The 17,255-nt window shown below is 63.3% G+C and carries 17 protein-coding genes; 10 read left to right on the top strand and 7 right to left on the bottom strand.

Annotated features, from left to right (window positions below; translation table 11 throughout):
• Positions 1–48: 48 nt before the first annotated feature.
• Complete coding sequence (locus ACTJKM_RS07745; protein WP_245296308.1) at positions 49–825, top strand: helix-turn-helix transcriptional regulator; 777 nt, start codon at positions 49–51, stop codon at positions 823–825.
• On the opposite strand, the gene ACTJKM_RS07740 is transcribed toward ACTJKM_RS07745, so the two are convergent.
• Both ACTJKM_RS07740 and ACTJKM_RS07735 read right to left on the bottom strand, forming a co-directional pair.
• On the bottom strand, positions 826–2,157 hold the full coding sequence (locus ACTJKM_RS07740) for an APC family permease (RefSeq protein WP_058330084.1): 1,332 nt from the start codon (positions 2,155–2,157) through the stop codon (positions 826–828).
• 158 nt (positions 2,158–2,315) lie between these two features.
• Positions 2,316–3,146: an alpha/beta hydrolase gene (locus tag ACTJKM_RS07735; RefSeq protein ID WP_058330085.1), complete on the bottom strand. Its 831-nt coding sequence runs from the start codon at positions 3,144–3,146 to the stop codon at positions 2,316–2,318.
• A gap of 329 nt (positions 3,147–3,475) precedes the next feature.
• Here ACTJKM_RS07735 and ACTJKM_RS07730 point away from each other — a divergent pair, with 329 nt between their 5' ends.
• From ACTJKM_RS07730 to ACTJKM_RS07700, 7 genes are all read left to right on the top strand, one after another.
• Positions 3,476–5,095 carry a benzoate-CoA ligase family protein gene (locus tag ACTJKM_RS07730; protein WP_058330086.1) on the top strand — a complete coding sequence of 540 codons (1,620 nt, stop codon included), beginning with the start codon at positions 3,476–3,478 and terminating at the stop codon, positions 5,093–5,095.
• Positions 5,096–5,099: 4 nt separating this feature from the next.
• Positions 5,100–5,936, top strand: a complete 837-nt coding sequence (gene kynA, locus ACTJKM_RS07725; RefSeq protein ID WP_058330087.1) for a tryptophan 2,3-dioxygenase — start codon at positions 5,100–5,102, stop codon at positions 5,934–5,936.
• A gap of 42 nt (positions 5,937–5,978) precedes the next feature.
• The gene (locus tag ACTJKM_RS07720; protein ID WP_440660133.1) at positions 5,979–7,118 is read left to right on the top strand and encodes an ABC transporter substrate-binding protein; all 1,140 of its coding nucleotides are present in this window, start codon (positions 5,979–5,981) and stop codon (positions 7,116–7,118) included.
• 93 nt (positions 7,119–7,211) lie between these two features.
• Complete coding sequence (locus tag ACTJKM_RS07715; protein ID WP_058322314.1) at positions 7,212–8,132, top strand: branched-chain amino acid ABC transporter permease; 921 nt, start codon at positions 7,212–7,214, stop codon at positions 8,130–8,132.
• A 7-nt stretch (positions 8,133–8,139) separates the two neighbouring features.
• A complete protein-coding gene (locus ACTJKM_RS07710; protein WP_440660131.1) occupies positions 8,140–9,111 on the top strand; it encodes a branched-chain amino acid ABC transporter permease in 972 nt (323 codons plus the stop codon).
• Positions 9,104–9,853, top strand: a complete 750-nt coding sequence (locus ACTJKM_RS07705) for an ABC transporter ATP-binding protein (RefSeq protein ID WP_440660129.1) — start codon at positions 9,104–9,106, stop codon at positions 9,851–9,853. The genes ACTJKM_RS07710 and ACTJKM_RS07705 overlap by 8 nt, the downstream gene beginning before the upstream one ends.
• Positions 9,853–10,533 carry an ABC transporter ATP-binding protein gene (locus ACTJKM_RS07700; RefSeq protein WP_058330091.1) on the top strand — a complete coding sequence of 227 codons (681 nt, stop codon included), beginning with the start codon at positions 9,853–9,855 and terminating at the stop codon, positions 10,531–10,533. The genes ACTJKM_RS07705 and ACTJKM_RS07700 overlap by 1 nt, the downstream gene beginning before the upstream one ends.
• A gap of 9 nt (positions 10,534–10,542) precedes the next feature.
• On the opposite strand, the gene ACTJKM_RS07695 is transcribed toward ACTJKM_RS07700, so the two are convergent.
• From ACTJKM_RS07695 to ACTJKM_RS07675, 5 genes are all read right to left on the bottom strand, one after another.
• Positions 10,543–11,511 (bottom strand): pyridoxal-phosphate dependent enzyme, encoded by a 969-nt coding sequence (locus ACTJKM_RS07695; protein ID WP_113512154.1) that lies wholly within the window; start codon positions 11,509–11,511, stop codon positions 10,543–10,545.
• A 140-nt stretch (positions 11,512–11,651) separates the two neighbouring features.
• Positions 11,652–12,899 carry a kynureninase gene (gene kynU / locus ACTJKM_RS07690; RefSeq protein ID WP_058330148.1) on the bottom strand — a complete coding sequence of 416 codons (1,248 nt, stop codon included), beginning with the start codon at positions 12,897–12,899 and terminating at the stop codon, positions 11,652–11,654.
• A gap of 15 nt (positions 12,900–12,914) precedes the next feature.
• Positions 12,915–13,838, bottom strand: a complete 924-nt coding sequence (locus ACTJKM_RS07685) for an ABC transporter permease (RefSeq protein WP_440660127.1) — start codon at positions 13,836–13,838, stop codon at positions 12,915–12,917.
• A gap of 5 nt (positions 13,839–13,843) precedes the next feature.
• Positions 13,844–14,623, bottom strand: coding sequence for an ABC transporter ATP-binding protein (locus ACTJKM_RS07680; protein ID WP_058330093.1), 780 nt, complete (start codon positions 14,621–14,623; stop codon positions 13,844–13,846).
• A gap of 64 nt (positions 14,624–14,687) precedes the next feature.
• Positions 14,688–15,677 carry an ABC transporter substrate-binding protein gene (locus ACTJKM_RS07675; RefSeq protein WP_113512156.1) on the bottom strand — a complete coding sequence of 330 codons (990 nt, stop codon included), beginning with the start codon at positions 15,675–15,677 and terminating at the stop codon, positions 14,688–14,690.
• A 161-nt stretch (positions 15,678–15,838) separates the two neighbouring features.
• Here ACTJKM_RS07675 and ACTJKM_RS07670 point away from each other — a divergent pair, with 161 nt between their 5' ends.
• Both ACTJKM_RS07670 and ACTJKM_RS07665 read left to right on the top strand, forming a co-directional pair.
• The gene (locus tag ACTJKM_RS07670) at positions 15,839–16,597 is read left to right on the top strand and encodes a GntR family transcriptional regulator (RefSeq protein ID WP_058330094.1); all 759 of its coding nucleotides are present in this window, start codon (positions 15,839–15,841) and stop codon (positions 16,595–16,597) included.
• 101 nt (positions 16,598–16,698) lie between these two features.
• Entirely contained in the window at positions 16,699–17,220 is a 522-nt protein-coding gene (locus ACTJKM_RS07665) for a MarR family winged helix-turn-helix transcriptional regulator (RefSeq protein ID WP_058322305.1), read from the top strand.
• Positions 17,221–17,255: the final 35 nt, after the last annotated feature.

Genomic DNA, 17,255 nt, shown 5'->3' with positions numbered 1-17,255 from the left:
ACTGCGGACTCCATGCTAGGTCTTTTCTTCGACAGGTGGGGAATGGACGTGGCAGCAAGATCCGGTGGGGCGAGCGCCTATATCGATGCTTGGAACGCCGGGCTCGCAGAGGCCGTGGAAAACCTCGGCGAGCCCGGTTTCCCGGAAACCCTGGAGCGCGCGCTTCGGCAACTCGTCGCCTTCGAGATGATGAACGGCTTTGCCTATTCGCCAGGCGGCAAGGCCTTCGATCTCCATAACGAGCGCATCATCGGCGACCGCGTCACCATCGTCGATCACTACCTTGACGGCGCCTATATCCTCGACCCGTTCTACGATGCCGTCCGCAACGCAAAACTCGACGGCGGCGTCCTGGTGATGCGACGGTTGGCGCCGGACCGTTTCACCGAGACGGAATACTTCCGCCGCCACTACCAGGCGACCGGCATCGTCGACGAGATCGGCTTCATTTTGAAGCTTCCGCATGTCGATGCCGTGCTGTCGCTCTCGCGCATCGGCGACGTGCCCGGCTTCTCCCGCCGTGACCTCGTCCGGCTGGAAAGTGCTGCGCCGATCGTGCGGGCGCTGGCCGAACGGCACTGGCGCGCGCGGTTCGACCCGCCCCGCGAGGAGGATGATGCCGCAGCGACGATCAGCCACCCGTTGCTCTCGAAACGGGAGCTGGAGATCGTGACCCTGATCCTCAAGGGTCACTCGACCTACTCCATCGCCGCCACGCTCGGCCTCTCGCCGAATACGGTCAAGGTCCATCGTCGCCAGGCCTATGCCAAGCTCTCCATTTCCAGTCAGGCGGAGCTCTTCCATCTCTTCCTCAGCCGCCGCTGATCATTCGACGAACTCCACTTCCGGCGGCGCTGACTGGAAGAACCGGGTGAGGTAGGCGAGATAGCACACCCCAATGGCCAGCCAGATGATACCCAGAAGCTTGGCGTGGCCATCGAGATTCCATAGCAGGAACAGGTCACAGACCGCACCGACGGCCGGCACGACAAGCCCGAGCAGCGCGCCGAGCGGCCGCACGATTGCATTGCCCTGCAGATAGAGCGCGATCACCGAGACATTGACGGCGGTGAAGGCGAGGAACGCGCCGAAATTGATGAAGGACGTCGAGGTCGTCACGTCGAGTGTGAGCGCAAGCAGGCCGACGATGCCGACGAGCACGAGGTTGAACACCGGCGTGCGCCATTTCTCATGCAGCTTGCCGAAGATCCCCATCGGCAACACGCCGTCGCGGCCCATGGCGAAAAGCAGCCGACCGACGCTCGCCTGTGCCGCAAGCCCCGAGGTGAACTGGGCAACCACGAGCGTTGCGAGGAACAGGGTCACGAAGATATCGCCGCCGATCATCAGAGCGATTTCCGTGGCGGCGGAATCGACGGAGGTGAACGCGCCGCCGGGATGGGCGAGCTGCGTCACATAGGCCGAACCCGTGAAGATGATCCCGCCGATCACCGCGATGATCATGATCGCCTTCGGCATCGTGCGGGTTGGGTCACGCGTCTCTTCCGTCAGGGTTGAGACGGCATCGAAGCCCAGGAAAGAATAGGCCGCGATTGCCGCACCGGCGACGGAAGCACTGAACGGTACATTCGCTTCAAAGAATGGCCGTACCGACGCAAGCCCACCGACGCCATTGATGGCAACGACATAGCGCCCTGCCAGTACGACGAACGCGATCAGCACGATGAGCTGCACCAGCATCAGCACGACGTTCACCCGGTTGGCGAAAGCGATGCCGATGACGTTTACGGCCGTCGTCAGCACAATGAAGCCGACGATCCACAGCCAGGCCGGAACGGCCGGGAAGGCGGAGCCCAGATAGGCGGCACCGATCAGCCAGATAACCATCGGCAGGAAGAAATAGTCGAGCAGGACGGCCCAGCCGACGAGGAAGCCCGCACCGGAATTCAGCGACTTGCGGGCGTAGGTGTAGGCGGATCCGGCGACCGGATAGACCTTCGCCATGATCCCGTAGCTCGCGGCCGTCAGGAAAATCGCAAGCGCCGCGATGAAATAGGCCATCGCCGTCGTGCCCTGGCTTGCCGAGGCCAGCGCCCCGAACGTGCCGAACACGATCATCGGCGTCATATAGGCAAGCCCGAACAGCACCACGGACCACAGACCAAGGGTTCGATCGAGTTTAATGTTTTGTGTCATGTTCCCCTCCTCCAACGAACAGACTGGAAGCGTCGGGGAAACCGAGGGCTATGCCAATAACCCTAGGGTGTTATGGCGCTCCCCGGTGACATGGCGAGGGAGAGCGAGCAGGGTGACCCGGATTTCGCAACCACCCGCCCTTGGTCTGGCACAGCGCTTCACATCGAAAGCAGGGTTCGCGTCAACGGATGCCCGGCGTCGGCAAGGCCGTCGATGACATTGAAGTGGTGCCTGTCCGGTTCGACGATGGCGGTCGTGGTTGCACCCAGTCCCGTCCAGATATTGGCAAGCAGGGCATTCTGGCGCAGGAATTCGGCGCGCTCGCCGCCACCGACCCAGCAGGTGATGCGGGCATCCCGCATCGGCCGCAGCAGCGCCGGGCTTTGCGAAAGAGCCTCCGCCTCATCGATCGAAAGCTTCTCGTTCATCCCGGTCGACATAATCGGTCGCAGATCGTGCACGCCCGAGATCGAGACGACGTTGCGGACGCGTTCCTGGACATCCGGCGAGAGCGGCGCGGTCGCCGTGATCATCCGGCTGACGAGATGGCCGCCAGCCGAATGGCCGGTCAGCATCAGCGGCCCTTCGACCAGCTTTGCCGCCTCACCGATTGCGGCCGCGACCTCCTCGACGATCCCGGTGATGCGGATCTCCGGGCAGAGCGTGTAGGACGGCATGGCGACGGCGTAACCGCTGGCGACAGCGCCTGCGGCGAGATGCGACCAGAAGGTCTTGTCGAGCTGCAGCCAGAACCCACCGTGCACGAAGACGACCAGGCCTTTCGCCGGGCCATCGGGGAAGAAAAGGTCCATGCGATTTCTGGATCGCTCGCCATAGGCAAGGTCGAGTTTCGCCAGCCCTGATGCCGAAAGCGCATTGCGGAATGCCTCCGCCGGCCCAACCCATGCCTGCGGCCACCGGTCGCCCCGCGCAATGTTCACGCCATTGGCATAGGCGTTGTTCCAATCGGAAACACGGTGTTCCAGCATCGATGCAATCCTCCCTTCGATATCTTCCCACGCATAGAAATCGCCTGCCCCATCAAGAAACGCAATGCGTCATTCAAAAAAAACTTTAGGCTTGAAATAATTTTGGACTGGTGCGATGCTGCCCCATGTTCAGCCGAGAAGTGGAGGTCTCGCTGTGCCCATCACGATCACTGGAGTCGCCCTGGCGACGGCATGCCCCCATCGGCGACGATGCGGCGAGGCTTGGCGATCCGTTCGCACGGCAGGGCTCCGCGCGACGACCAGAACTTTAGCCGGCTTTGAAAATGCCTGGGCAACGGGCAGAAACTGAACAAGGGAACAGCCGCCATATGCTTGGACCGACTTCGCACGTCGATACGTTCACACGCGACCATCTGCCGCCACCGGAAGAATGGCCGGAATTCCGTCTCGAAGGCTTCGACTACCCGGACCATCTCAACGCCGCCGTCGAATTGACGGATGCCATGGTCGCAAAGGGTTTTGGCGACCATACCGCGCTGATCGGCAACGGGCGCCGGCGAACCTACAAGGAGCTGTCCGACTGGACGAACAGGCTCGCCCATGCCCTCGTCGAAAACTACGGCGTGAAGCCTGGCCACCGTGTGCTCATCCGCTCGGCCAACAATCCGGCCATGGTCGCCTGTTGGCTGGCGGCCACCAAGGCCGGCGCCGTGGTCGTCAACACCATGCCGATGCTCAGAGCCGGCGAACTGACCAAGATCGTCGACAAGGCAGAGGTCAGCCTGACGCTTTGCGATACCCGCCTGATGGACGAGATGATCGCCTGCGCCAAGGACAGTCGCTACCTGAAGCAGGTCGTCGGCTTCGACGGGACAGCAAACCACGACGCCGAACTCGACCGCATTGCGCTCGACAAGTCTGTGGTCTTCGAAGCGGTACACACCGGTCGTGACGACGTCGCCCTTCTCGGTTTCACCTCGGGCACGACAGGGGTCCCGAAGGCAACCATGCACTTCCATCGCGATCTCCTTGTTATTGCCGACGGCTATGCCAGGGAGGTGCTCGGGGTGACACCCGACGATGTCTTCGTCGGCTCACCGCCGCTCGCCTTCACCTTCGGTCTCGGCGGCCTTGCCATCTTCCCCTTGCGTTTCGGCGCGGCGGCAACGCTGCTCGAGCACGCGACGCCCGCCAACATGGTGGAGATCATCGAGAAGTACAAAGCAACGATCTCGTTTACCGCTCCGACCGCCTATCGGGCGATGATGAAGGCGATGGACAACGGTGCTGACCTTTCGTCGCTCCGGGTAGCGATCTCGGCGGGCGAAACGCTGCCGGGGCCCGTCTTCGAGGAGTGGACGGAAAAAACCGGCAAGCCGATCCTCGACGGGATCGGCGCGACAGAGATGCTGCATATCTTCATTTCCAACCGCTTCGAAGACCGCAAGGCCGCCTCGACCGGCAAGCCGGTCGGTGGCTACGAAGCCCGGATCGTCGATGACGAGATGCGGGAGGTCCCTCGCGGTACGGTCGGCAAGCTCGCGGTGCGCGGCCCGACCGGCTGCCGCTATATGGCGGACGCCCGCCAGCGCGATTATGTCCGCGACGGCTGGAACCTGACCGGCGACGCCTTCTATCAGGACGAAGACGGCTTCTTCCATTTCGCCGCCCGCTCGGACGACATGATCGTAACGGCCGGCTACAACATCGCCGGCCCCGAGGTCGAGGCGGCGTTGATCTCGCACCCGGAAGTCGCGGAATGCGCCGTCGTCGGAGCGCCCGATGCGGAGCGCGGCCAGATCGTCGAAGCCTATGTCGTGCTGATTTCGGGCGTCTCAGCCGACGACGCGACGATCAAGCGCTTGCAGGATCATGTGAAGGCGACGATCGCGCCTTACAAATATCCGCGATCGGTAAAGTTCCTGGACAGCCTGCCGAAAACAGCCACGGGCAAGATCCAGCGGTTCCGATTGCGGTCGGAGAACTAAGAACATGAGCAAATCATACGATCCTTCGAAAGAAGGCGCCCAGATGTCGTTCAAGGGACGCATGTCCTACAGCGACTATCTCATGCTGGAGAAGGTGCTGGACGCACAGGAGCCGCTTTCCAAGGCCCACGACGAGATGCTGTTCATCATCCAGCATCAGACGTCGGAACTCTGGATGAAGCTCGCGCTGCACGAGATCAACGCAGCAGTCCGCTCGATCCGCGACGACCGGCTGGAACCCGCCTTCAAGATGCTGACGCGCGTGGCGCGCATCTTCGAGCAGCTGAATAGCGCCTGGGACGTGCTGCGCACGATGACGCCCAGCGAATACACCACGTTCCGCGAATCGCTCGGCCAATCCTCCGGCTTCCAGTCGTGGCAATACCGAGCGATCGAGTTCCTTGCGGGCAATCGCAACGCCTCCATGCTCGGGCCGCATGCGCACCGTCCCGACATCATGGAGAAGCTCGAGGCGATCCTGGCCGCGCCGTCGCTCTACGACGAAGCGATCCGGCTGCTTTCGCGCAACGGCTTCGATGTCGGCGAGGAGGCGCAGCGAAGCGACTGGCGCGAAACGCGCACGGAAAGCGACAAGGTCTTTGCCGCCTGGCAGACCGTCTACCGCGATCCCGAGCGCTACTGGATGCTCTACGAACTCGCCGAGAAACTGGTCGATTTCGAGGACTACTTTCGCCGATGGCGCTTCAATCACGTCACGACCGTGGAGCGCATCATCGGCATGAAGCGCGGAACCGGGGGAACATCCGGCGCGTCCTATCTTAAGAAGATGCTTGAAGTGGAACTCTTTCCCGAGCTCTGGCACGTGCGCACGGGTCTCTGATAGAACACAACTCATAAGGGAACCTATAAAGAGGAGAACAGCATGAACCGCATTCTGGCAGCGAGCCTTTTTGGCCTCTCGCTTGCGACGTCGAGCCTTGCCCATGCCGAGCCGGTGAAGATCGGCGTCATCACCACGCTTTCGGGCGGCGGCGCGGGCCTTGGCATCGACATGCGCGACGCATTCACGCTGGCGATCAAGCAATCGGGCAACAAGGACGTGGAGCTGGTGATCGAGGACGATGCCCAGAAGCCGGAACTTGCGGTGCAGATCGCCGAAAAGATGATCCAGGGCGACAAAGTCGACCTGATGACGGGCATCATCTGGTCGAATCTCGCGATGGCGGTCGTGCCGAACGCGGTCGCGCAGGACGTGATCTATCTCTCACCGAATGCCGGTCCTTCGGCACTGGCCGGTGCGAACTGCAACCCGAACTATTTCAACGTCGCCTACCAGAACGACAATTTCCATGAGGCGATGGGGCAATACGCCAACAAGGACTACAAGAACGCCTTCATCCTAGCGCCCAACTATCCGGCCGGCAAGGACGCGCTGACCGGCTTCAAGCGCTACTACAAGGGCGCTCTTGCCGGCGAGATCTACACCCAGGTCGGACAGACGGACTATGCCGCCGAAATCGCCCAGATCCGCGCCTCCGGCGCCGACACAGTCTATTTCTTCCTGCCCGGCGGCATGGGCATCGCCTTCATGAAGCAATATGCGCAGTCGGGCGTGAACATCCCGGTCATGGGCCCGGGCTTCTCCTTCAGCCAGGACGTCCTGCCGGCGATCGGCGACGCCGCCCTTGGCGTCAAGAACTCAGCGACCTGGTCCAAGGACCTCGACAACGAAGCCAACAAGAAGTTCGTCGAAGCCTTCAAGGCCGAGTACAAGCGCCTGCCCTCGATCTACGCCGCACAAAGCTGGGATACGGCAAACCTGATCCTCGCCGCGCTGTCGAAGGCTGATGTCAAGGACAAGGACGCCTTCCGCGCCGCACTCAAGGCGGCCGATTTCAAGTCGGTGCGCGGCAAGTTCACCTTCAACAACAACAACCACCCGATCCAGAACATCTACGTTCGTGAGGTGGTGAAGGAAGACGATGGCGTCCTGACCAACAAGATCATCGCCACCGCCTTCGAAGACCACAAGGACGCCTACGCCGATAAGTGCGGCATATAATGCCTTGCACCTGATATCGCCCAGGCGATCGGCATCGTGCCGGCGTCTGGTCGATGACCCGCGTCATCCCGACATCAAGCTTGGACCGACCTCTTGTTCACCGCACTCCTGATCGAACAACTGCTCAACGGGCTCCAGCTCGGTGTGATGCTGTTTCTGATGGCCGCCGGCCTGACCCTGATTTTCGGGGTCATGGGCCTGATCAACCTTGCCCACGGCTCGCTCTACATGATCGGCGCCTTCGCCTGCGCGACCGTCGCTGCCGCGACCGGCTCCTTCTGGATCGGATTGATCGCCAGCCTTGCGGCCGCCGCCGGCGTCGGTGCGATCATCGAGGTCGCCGTCATCCGAAGGCTCTACGACCGCGATCATCTCGATCAGGTGCTCGCCACCTTCGCACTGATCCTGATCCTGTCCGAGGGCGCGCGCTGGCTCTTTGGCTCCTTCCCGCTCTATCTCGACATACCGCCTTTGCTTCAGGGCGCAGTGCCGCTCCCGGGCGGCGGCCAATACCAGCTCTATCGCCTGGCGATCATCGGCGTCGGCATCGCCGTGGCCATTGGTCTCTATCTGCTGATCGCCAGGACGCGGCTCGGCATGCGCATCCGCGCCGGCGAATCCGACCGCGAGATGATCGGCGCGCTCGGTGTCGACATCGGCACGCTCTACACGGTCGTCTTTGCGCTTGGCGCAGCACTCGCCGGGCTTGCTGGCGCCCTCGTCGGTGCGCTGCAGTCCGTGCAGGTCGGAATGGGCGAGCCAGTGCTCATCCTCGCCTTCGTCGTCATCGTTATCGGCGGCATCGGCTCCATCAAGGGCGCGCTCGTCGGCGCGGTGATTGTCGGCGTTGTCGACACGATGGGCCGCTTCCTGCTCCCCTCGGTTCTGGCGCTCACCATGCCCGCATCGCAGGCGACTACGATTGGCGCGGCGCTCGCCTCGATGCTGATCTATGTGGTCATGGCCCTCATCCTCGCCTTCAGGCCGAGCGGCCTGTTTGCGGCACAGTCGTGAGGTCAAGATGAGCCGCGAAACCACCGTCAACCTGCTGCTTGCCCTTCTGCTTCTCTGCGCACCGCTTCTGGCCGCCGGCATGGGCGAACCCTTCTATGTGACGCTCGCGACCCGCGTCGTCGTCCTGGCGCTTGCCGCCGTCGGCCTCAACCTGGCGCTCGGGCTCGGCGGGCTGCTGTCCTTCGGCCACGCAGCCTTCTTCGGCCTCGGCGGCTATGTCGCCGGCATCCTCGCCACCCACGCCTTCAATGGCGAGCCGCTGTTTGCCGGCATTCCGGCGACAACGTCGATGCCGCTCATCTGGATAGCGGCCGTGGCGGTCGCCGGCCTCATCGCGCTGCCGATCGGCGCGATCAGCCTGCGCACATCAGGCGTCTATTTCATCATGATCACGCTCGCCTTCGCGCAGATGATCTATTATTTCGCGATCTCCTGGCCGGCCTATGGCGGCGAAGATGGCCTGTCGATGGCGATGCGCAACGCCTTTCCCGGCGTCAACACCGCCAAGCCCCTGCCCTATTTCCTCATTTGCTACGCTGCACTCATGGCCGCACTTCTCCTGTTCCGCGTGGTCGAGGGTTCGCGCTTCGGCAGCGCGCTGCAGGCGGCGAGACAGAATGGAATCCGCCTTGCCGCCGTCGGCATCGCGCCCTTCAACATCCGGCTCGTCGCCTTTGGCGCCTCGGCGATGATCACCGGATTTGCCGGCGCGCTCTATGCCGATCTCAATCGCTTCGTCGGGCCCTCCATGCTGTCGTGGCACATGTCGGGTGAACTGATCGTGCTGATCATCCTCGGCGGCAAGGGCCGGCTGTTCGGCCCCGTCGCCGGCGCGATGATCTTCGTCTTCTTCGAATATGTGCTCGGGGGGATCACCGAGCGCTGGCAGTTCTTCCTCGGCCTCATCCTGCTCGGCATCGTGCTCTTTGCCCGCGGCGGATTGCTGGGGCTGCTCTCCGGAAAGCCGCGCCATGTCTGAGCCTGTTCTCGAAATCCGCGATCTCCGCAAATCCTTCGGCGCCCTCAAGGCGACCGACGGGGTCAGCCTCGAGCTTCGCCCGGGGCAAATCCATGCGCTGATCGGTCCGAACGGTGCCGGAAAAAGCACGCTGATCCACCAGATCGCCGGTTCGCTCAAGGCCGACAGCGGCACCATCGGCTTTCTCGGCGAGGATATCGGCGGGCTCGACATGGCAGCCCGCGCGAGGCTCGGCCTTGCACGCAGCTTCCAGATTTCGTCGCTGGCGCAGGAGTTCTCAGCGCTTCGCAACGTCATGCTGGCGGTGCAGGCGCGGCAAGGCAGCAGCTTCCGCTTCTTCCGCCAGGTTACGAACGATAGGGACCTGACCGAACCGGCGATGGCGATGCTCGAGCGGGTCGACCTCGCCGCGCGCGCTCACATACCGGCGGCCGAACTTTCGCATGGCGAACGCCGGCAGCTCGAAATCGCCATCGCGCTGGCGCTTTCGCCGAAGGCGTTTCTCTTCGATGAACCGATGGCCGGCATGGGGCCGGAGGGTTCCAAGCGGCTGACGACGTTCCTCGACGGCTTGCGCCATGAAGCGCCGATGCTGCTGGTGGAACACGACATGGACGCGGTCTTTGCGCTTGCGGATCGCATTTCCGTGCTCGTTTATGGCCGCATCATCGCAACAGGCACGGTCGATGAAATCCGCAGCGATCCGGACGTTCGCCGCGCCTATTTGGGAGAAGCCGCGTGATGCTCGAACTGAAAGGCCTCGAAACCTTCTACGGCGCATCGCAGGCGCTCTTCGGCGTCAATCTCGATGTGCGGGAGGGCGAGGTCGTCGCGCTCATGGGCCGCAACGGCATGGGCAAGACGACGACGATCAATTCGATCCTCGGCCTCGTGCGCCCGCGCTCCGGCGCGATCAGCTTCGCCGGCAAGGCGATCTTCGGCATGCGACCGCACCGGATAGCGAGACTCGGCCTCGGCCTCGTGCCCGAAGGGCGGCGCTGCTTCCCCAATCTCACCGTCATGGAGAACTTGGTTGCCACGGCCCGCGGCAGCGAGTGGACCTTCGAGAAGGTGGTCTCCCTCTTTCCCCGCCTCGGCGAACGACGCGACCAATATGCCAACACGCTTTCGGGCGGCGAGCAGCAGATGCTTGCCATCGGCCGGGCGCTGATGACCAATCCCAGCCTGCTCATTCTCGACGAGGCAACAGAGGGCCTTGCGCCGGTCATTCGGCAGGACATCTGGTCGGCGATCCGCACGCTGAAGGCCGTCGGCCAATCGATCCTCGTCGTCGACAAGACGCTTTCGGAACTGCTGCCCGTCGCCGACCGCTGCTTCGTCCTGGAAAAGGGTGCGACCGTGTTCGAAGGATCGCCGGCAGCGCTGACACCGGCACTTCAGGACCGCTATCTCGGCGTCTAAGCTTGCCGTTTAGGCCGAGGGAATGCCGCCGCCAAGGACCACGGAATAGGCAGCCGCGTCGATGTTGCCGCCCGAGATGACGCAGACAATGTTTCCCTTGAAATCCGGCCGCGCGATCGCGGCGGCGAGCGAGGCGGCCCCTGCCCCCTCGGCGACGACTTTGGCCTTTTTGAACAGAAGCCGCATGGCCTCGGTCACCTGGGCCGGGCTAACGGCAATCGCCCCGTCGATGAGCTCCCGTGCCACTGGCCAAAGCTGCGGCACAAGCGATGGCGCGCCGATGCTCTTGATGAACGACGGGCGGGTTTCGATCGTCACGATCCGTCCCGCCGCAAGTGCCGCCGAAACCGGAGCGGCGCTGTCGTCTTCGACCGCAAAAACACGGCAACGGTCGGAAGTGGCCTTGACGGCGCTGGCAACGCCGGTCGTCATGCTGCCGCCGCCATAGGGGGTGAGCACCACGTCGACATCGGGCAGATCCTCGATGATTTCCATGCCGATCGAGCCGTTGCCGGCGAGAATAGCCTGATCGGTCACCGGGTTGATCAGCAGCTCGGGCGCATCCGGGCGGGCCGCTTCGGTGATGTAGTCCCACCAGGTCTCTTGGCTGACGAAGCGCACCTCGCCGCCAAGGTCGCGCACGCCGTCGATCTTGGTCTGCGGCGCGCCGCGATACATATAGGCCACCATCGGCACGCCGATGAGGCGCGCGGCCCAAGCCATGCCGTAGGCCATGTTACCGGAACTGGTGACGGCCACGCCGTTTTGCAGATCGGCCGGATCGCGTGACAATAGGGCGTTCAAGGCGGGACGGAGCTTGAAGGCGCCGATCGGTGAAAGGGTCTCCAGCTTCAGGAAGATCTGCCGGTCGGGAAAGCCGTGGTCGAGCCGCACCAGCGGGGTTCGCGCGAAGTGGGGAGCGATGCGGCCGCGAGCCTCGGCGATTTCATCCCGTGTCGGGCGGCGTGGTGCGGTCATTGCTTAAGTCCCCCGTTAGCCGTCTTCCCACCTTCGGGCACAGTGGCTCGGAACGAATCCGTTCCGGGCGGCGACTTCAGTCTGCGTCTGAACAAGACGCTGCGGGCGAAATGCCGCCCGCAGTTCATCGGTGCCATCAATCAGGTCACGGCCGCACGGACGGCGAAGCGCGCATCCTGCCACGCACCGGTGCCGAGGATTTCTTCCAGAATCTCGACCGCCCGCCACACGTCGGCATAGCTCACATAGAGCGGCGTAAAGCCGAAGCGCATCGTCGTCGGAGCGCGGAAGTCGCCGATAACGCCACGGGCAATGAGCGCCTGCATGATCTCGTAGCTGTTGGGATGGCTGAACGAAACCTGGCTTCCGCGTTTTGTCCCGTCGCGGGGGCTCTCGAGTTCCAAGCCGTAGGCAGCGCATTTCGCCTCGACGAGCGTGATGAAGAGATCCGTGAGCCGGATGCTCTTCTCACGCAATTGCACCATGTCGACCTCGTCCCAGACGTCGAGCGCGCCCTTCAATGCGCGAAGCGACAGGATCGGCTGCGTGCCGCACAGGAAACGGCGGATGCCCTCGCCGGCCGCATAGTGCTTCTCGAAGGCGAAGGGGCGGGCATGGCCCCACCAGCCGGTGAGCGGCTGGTGGATATCGCCGTGATGACGGGTCGCGGCGTAGATGAAGGCGGGCGCGCCGGGACCGCCATTCAGATACTTGTAGGTGCAGCCGACAGCGAAATCGACATTGGCGCCGTCGAGATCAACCGGCAGGGCACCGGCCGTGTGGCAGAGGTCCCAGATGATCAGCGCGCCACGCTCGTGCGCCTTGCGGGTCAGGGCCGCCATGTCGCGCAGTTCACCAGACTTGTAGTTGACGTGGTTGACCAGGACCACGGCAACGTCGCCATCGATCAGGTCCTCGATATCGGGCGCATCGACCCCTTCGAGGCGCAGCGAAGCGCCCGGGCGCGTCGAAACCACGCCCTCGGCCATGTAGAGGTCCGTCGGGAAACTGCCGCCTTCGCTGACGATGACAGAGCGACCGGGCCGTAGCGCCATGGCCGCATGCAGGGCCTTGTAGATGTTGATCGACGTCGTATCGCAAACGACAGTCTGGCCGGCGGCCGCACCGATCAGCCGCCCGACCCGGTCGCCGAGCGCAAGCGGCATCTCGAACCACCCGGCCGTGTTCCAGCTGCGGATAAGATCCTGCCCCCATTCCTCGGTAGCCGCCTTGCGAAGCTCGTCGAAGGCAGCGGTCGAGGCGACGCCAAGCGAGTTGCCGTCGAGATAGATCAGGTTCGGCGGCAGGATGAAACGCTCGCGCATCGGACGCAGCACATCCGCGGCATCCATCGCCTCGATCGCAGTAAAATCAGGAACTGCATTCATGAAGGTGGTCCTCATTTATTCGCGAACGGTTTCGCGGGCGGGTGCCGGTCCGCGGCTTCGCTTGAGGCTCGGAAGAGCCAGCATGGCGAGAACGAACAGGCCGGTCGCAAGTTTCAGGTCCGGCGGTGGCATACCGGCCGCCAGGCAGAAGGAAACGAGTTGGTAGTAGACGATCGCACCGACAAAGGGGGCAGCGAGCTGGCGCAGCACGCTTTGCTTGCCGACGATCGCCTCGCCGATCATCAGCGCCGCAAGGCCGTTGATCAGGATGCCGAGGCCCATGTTGACGTCGGCAAAGCCCTGCGACTGCACCATCAGCGCGCCGCTGCCTGCGGAAAACGCGCCCGCAAGACCGACACCGCCGATCGTCGCCAGCCAGACGTTGATGCCTTGCGCTTCGGCCATATCGGGGTTGGCGCCGACGGCACGGACGGCGGTGCCCTTCTCGGTGCGGAAGAAATGATAGAGCAGGAAGAAGACAACGAGCGCGATCAGCCCCGCGACCACAATCTTGCTTGCCGGGAAGCCCGGCTGCAGTCCCGGCGCCCAGTCGAACACGGTCGTTGCGCCGAAGACCGAGAGGTTCGACCGTCCCATGATCCTGAGGTTGATCGAATAGAGCATCGTCATCATCAGGATACCGGCAAGCAGGGTGTGGATCCGGAACCTGAGATGAATGAACGCCGTGCAGCAGCCGGCGACGAAGCCGGCGACGAGCGCGATGGCGATCGCGGCGAGCGGTGACATGCCCGCCGCCATCAGGACGCCGCAGACGCAGCCGCCGAGCGGGAACGCGCCTTCGCTGGTCAGGTCCGGGAAGCTCAGCATGCGGAACGGGATCATGATGCCGAGCACGACGAAGGCGAGGATCAGGCTCTGCGCCAGGGTGACGGGAACGAGCGAGACGAAGCTCGCGACGGTGTTTTGAAGAATATCCATGATCGTCAGCTCGCCAGGAACATGCGGTCGGTTTTGACGGAGAAATGGCCGATCAGATCAGGCACGGTCGTCTGGGCCTTTTCCTTGCCGTCGATTTCGAGGCGGACGCGCCCCGCATCGAGCATGATCACCTTATGACCGAAGTCCACGGCATGCTGCATGTTGTGTGTCACCATCAGCGTCGTCAGCTTCAGCGCCTCGACCGCGCGGATCGTCGCCTGCATGACGATATCGGCGGTGCGGGGATCAAGTGCTGCGGTATGCTCGTCGAGCAGCAGCAGTTCCGGCTCACCGCCGACCGCCATGATCAGCGACAGCGACTGCCGCTGTCCGCCGGACAGAAGCTCCACCCGTGTGTCGAGACGGTTTTCGAGACCAAGGCCCAGCAGCGACAGCCGTTCCTTGTAGGTGGCAAGCCGCGCCGCATTGAGGCCGCGGCGCAAGGTGCGCTTGTTGCTGCGCAGTTCGGCGAGCAACATGTTTTCCGCCACCGTCATGCTGGCGGCGGTGCCGCGCATCGGGTCCTGGAAAACGCGGGCAAGCCGCATGGCACGCTTGTGCACGGGCATGGCCGTCACGTCGTCGCCATTGATGACGACCTGGCCGCTATCGAGCACGAGCGCGCCGGAGATGGCGTTGAGCATGCTGCTCTTGCCGGCGCCGTTCGAGCCGATGACGACACCGAATTCGCCTGTGGCGAGGCTGAGTTTGAGGCCGTCGAGCGCGACCTTCTCGTCTGCCTGGCCCTTGTAGAAAACCTTGCGGGCCGATCTGATTTCCAGCATTGGCTCCCCCTATCCGTGGAGTGACGGCGCTCCCGGCGCCGTCACTGTTGAGACCAATTGGAGATCAGTCGACGACGCAGCCGCAGTCGGTGGCGAGCGATGCCGGCACTTCGATGCCGAAGGCGGCCGTCGCCTTTTTCGAGATCAGCGGCGCGTGGTCTTCATAGCTCGGGCGCGACGGCGCGACCGTCTTCGGGTCCTTGCCCTTGAGGATCTCCGCAGCGATCTTGCCGGCATTGACGCCGACCTGCTCGTAGTTGACGGCAAAGCTTGCCGGCACGACGCCATCGCGGACGGCACCGTCGTCGGAATTGACGATCGGGATCTCTGCCTGGCGTGCCGCCGCAGAAACTGCGCCGATGGCCGGCTGCAGCAGGTTGGATGCGGGCGTGTAGATCACGTCGGCCTTGCCGGCGAAGGAGGCGATGCGCTGCTGAATGTCGTTGACGTTGTCGACGCCGACGGCGACGACTTCGAAGCCGGCGGCAGGTGCGGCTTGCTTGATCTTGTCGAGCAGCGCCGTGTCGTTCGCCTCGCCCGGATTGTAGGGCACGCCGAAGCGCTTGGCTTCCGGCAGCAGCTTGCGGGTAAAGGCCATCACGGCGGCCACATCCTGAAGGTCCGTCGCACCGGTCATGCCCTCGTCACCGGCCTCCCAGGACGGAACCAGCTTCGCGGCCACCGGATCGGTGACGGCAGAAAAGACAACCGGGATGCCGGAGCCGGCGAGCGCTTTCTTGGCGATCTGCGAGACCGGCGTGGTGATCGTGTAGATCAGTTTCGGCTGCTCGGCCTGCAGCTTGGCAATCATCTGCGGAACGAGCGAGGCGTCGAAATTGGTGTGGCTCTCGGTGTAGACGACGTCGGTGCCTTCGACGAAGCCGTTTTCAGCCAGCGCCTTCTTGAAGCCGGCGATCGACGCGCTCAATTGCGGATGTTCGCCGAAGTTGGCGATGCCAATGCGGATCGGATCAGCGGCAGCCGTTCCCAGTCCCCACGCCATTGCGCCGGCGACGACCAATCCCGAAAGCCAAGTGCTCTTAAGCCTGCTCATACATCCCTCCCAGAATTTGACGAGCGTTACCGCCCTCCTCGGCGGCGTGCGTGGATGATGGCGACGGTCGGAGGTCTTGTCAAACAAATATATATATTTTCATCTGAGCCGCAGAACTATATATAATTGTGTCGATCCGATGCGGGCGTTAAGGGAACTTGATGCAAGACCACGAACAGTCGACCAAAACCGAATCGGCCTACCGGTTGCTCCGCCGCGACATTCTGGCGACGCGGCTGCAGCCCGGCGCGCCGATGAAGCTGAGCGCGCTGCGCGAAAGCTACGGGATCGGCTGGACGCCGCTGCGCGAAGCGCTGTCGCGGCTGGAAGCGGAGGGCCTGGTCACAGCGATCAGCAACCGCGGCTTTGCCGTCGCGCCGGTCTCGCGAGAGGCGCTCGACGACCTCACCCGAGCGCGGCAGATCGTCGAAATTCCGCTGCTCATCGAGTCGATCGAAAATGGCGACAGCGCATGGGAGTCCGCCGTCGTCACCGCCCACTATCGCTTGTCGCGCTGCAAGATTGCCGTCGAAAACGTCTCCGAAAGCGAAATCGACGAGTGGGACGAGAAGCATGCCGCCTTTCACACCGCCCTGATCGGTGCGGCGAGATCGAGCTGGCTTTCCCGCTTCCAGGCGACGATCTCCGACCAGCTCCGCCGCCACCACCGTTTCCTGAGCCTGGCCCCCACCCTGCGCGCTGCCGCAGGGATGAGCGAGGGCTACGAGGAAGCGGTTGCCGCCTTGCAGGACGCGATGGCGATAGAGCATCATACGGAACTGATGGAGGCCGCACTCGACCGCGACGTCGACCGCGCCCGAAAGCTGATGACCGACCACATCGGCTTTACGGTCAATGTCTACGACCAGTCCGAAGATAGCGGCCGTTCGCCGCCGTTGCCGCGGCATGCGTCCAAATGACGGCAGGTGACAGCCTGTCCAAGAGCCGGAAACGTCTCTAAAAGCAAAGAGACAGGGAAGTGCCTGCCAAGGCGCAGGAAAAGAAGCGGGCGTTTGCAATGATGGGTGAAGACAAGTTCGATACTTCGCCGGAATGGGTGGATGGCGAGACCAAGGCGCTCGAAGCTCCAGGCGATCACCGCGCCGAGCTCAGGCTCTGGCTGCGCCTGCTGACCTGCTCGACGCTAGTCGAGAGCGAGATCCGTCGCCGGCTTCGGGAAGAATTCGATTCGACCTTGCCGCGCTTCGACCTGATGGCCCAACTCGAACGCGCCCCTGACGGCATGGTGCTTGGCGAAGTTTCGAAGCGCATGATGGTTTCGCCCGGCAACATTACGGTGCTGGTGGAGCGCTTGACCGAGAGCGGCCACATCAGCCGTACGACGCTCCCGACGGATCGCCGCGTGCAGGTCATCGCGTTGACCCCCTACGGCCGCGCCGAATTCGAGAAGATGGCAGCAACCCATGCCGATTGGATCTCCGACCTGTTCGCGGGTGTTTCACCGCAGGACGGTGGTGTGCTGATGGACGAGCTTGCCAAGCTCAAGCGGTCCGTTATCGCTTCCCTGGCCCGCAACTCCTGAGGGCAACACCTCTTCCCTTTTCCTAAGAGCGTAGA

It is taken from the genome of Ensifer sp. 22460 (genome assembly GCF_052044935.1).
Classification (GTDB): Bacteria; Pseudomonadota; Alphaproteobacteria; order Rhizobiales; family Rhizobiaceae; genus Ensifer.
This window is presented reverse-complemented; position numbering and strand designations above follow the sequence as displayed.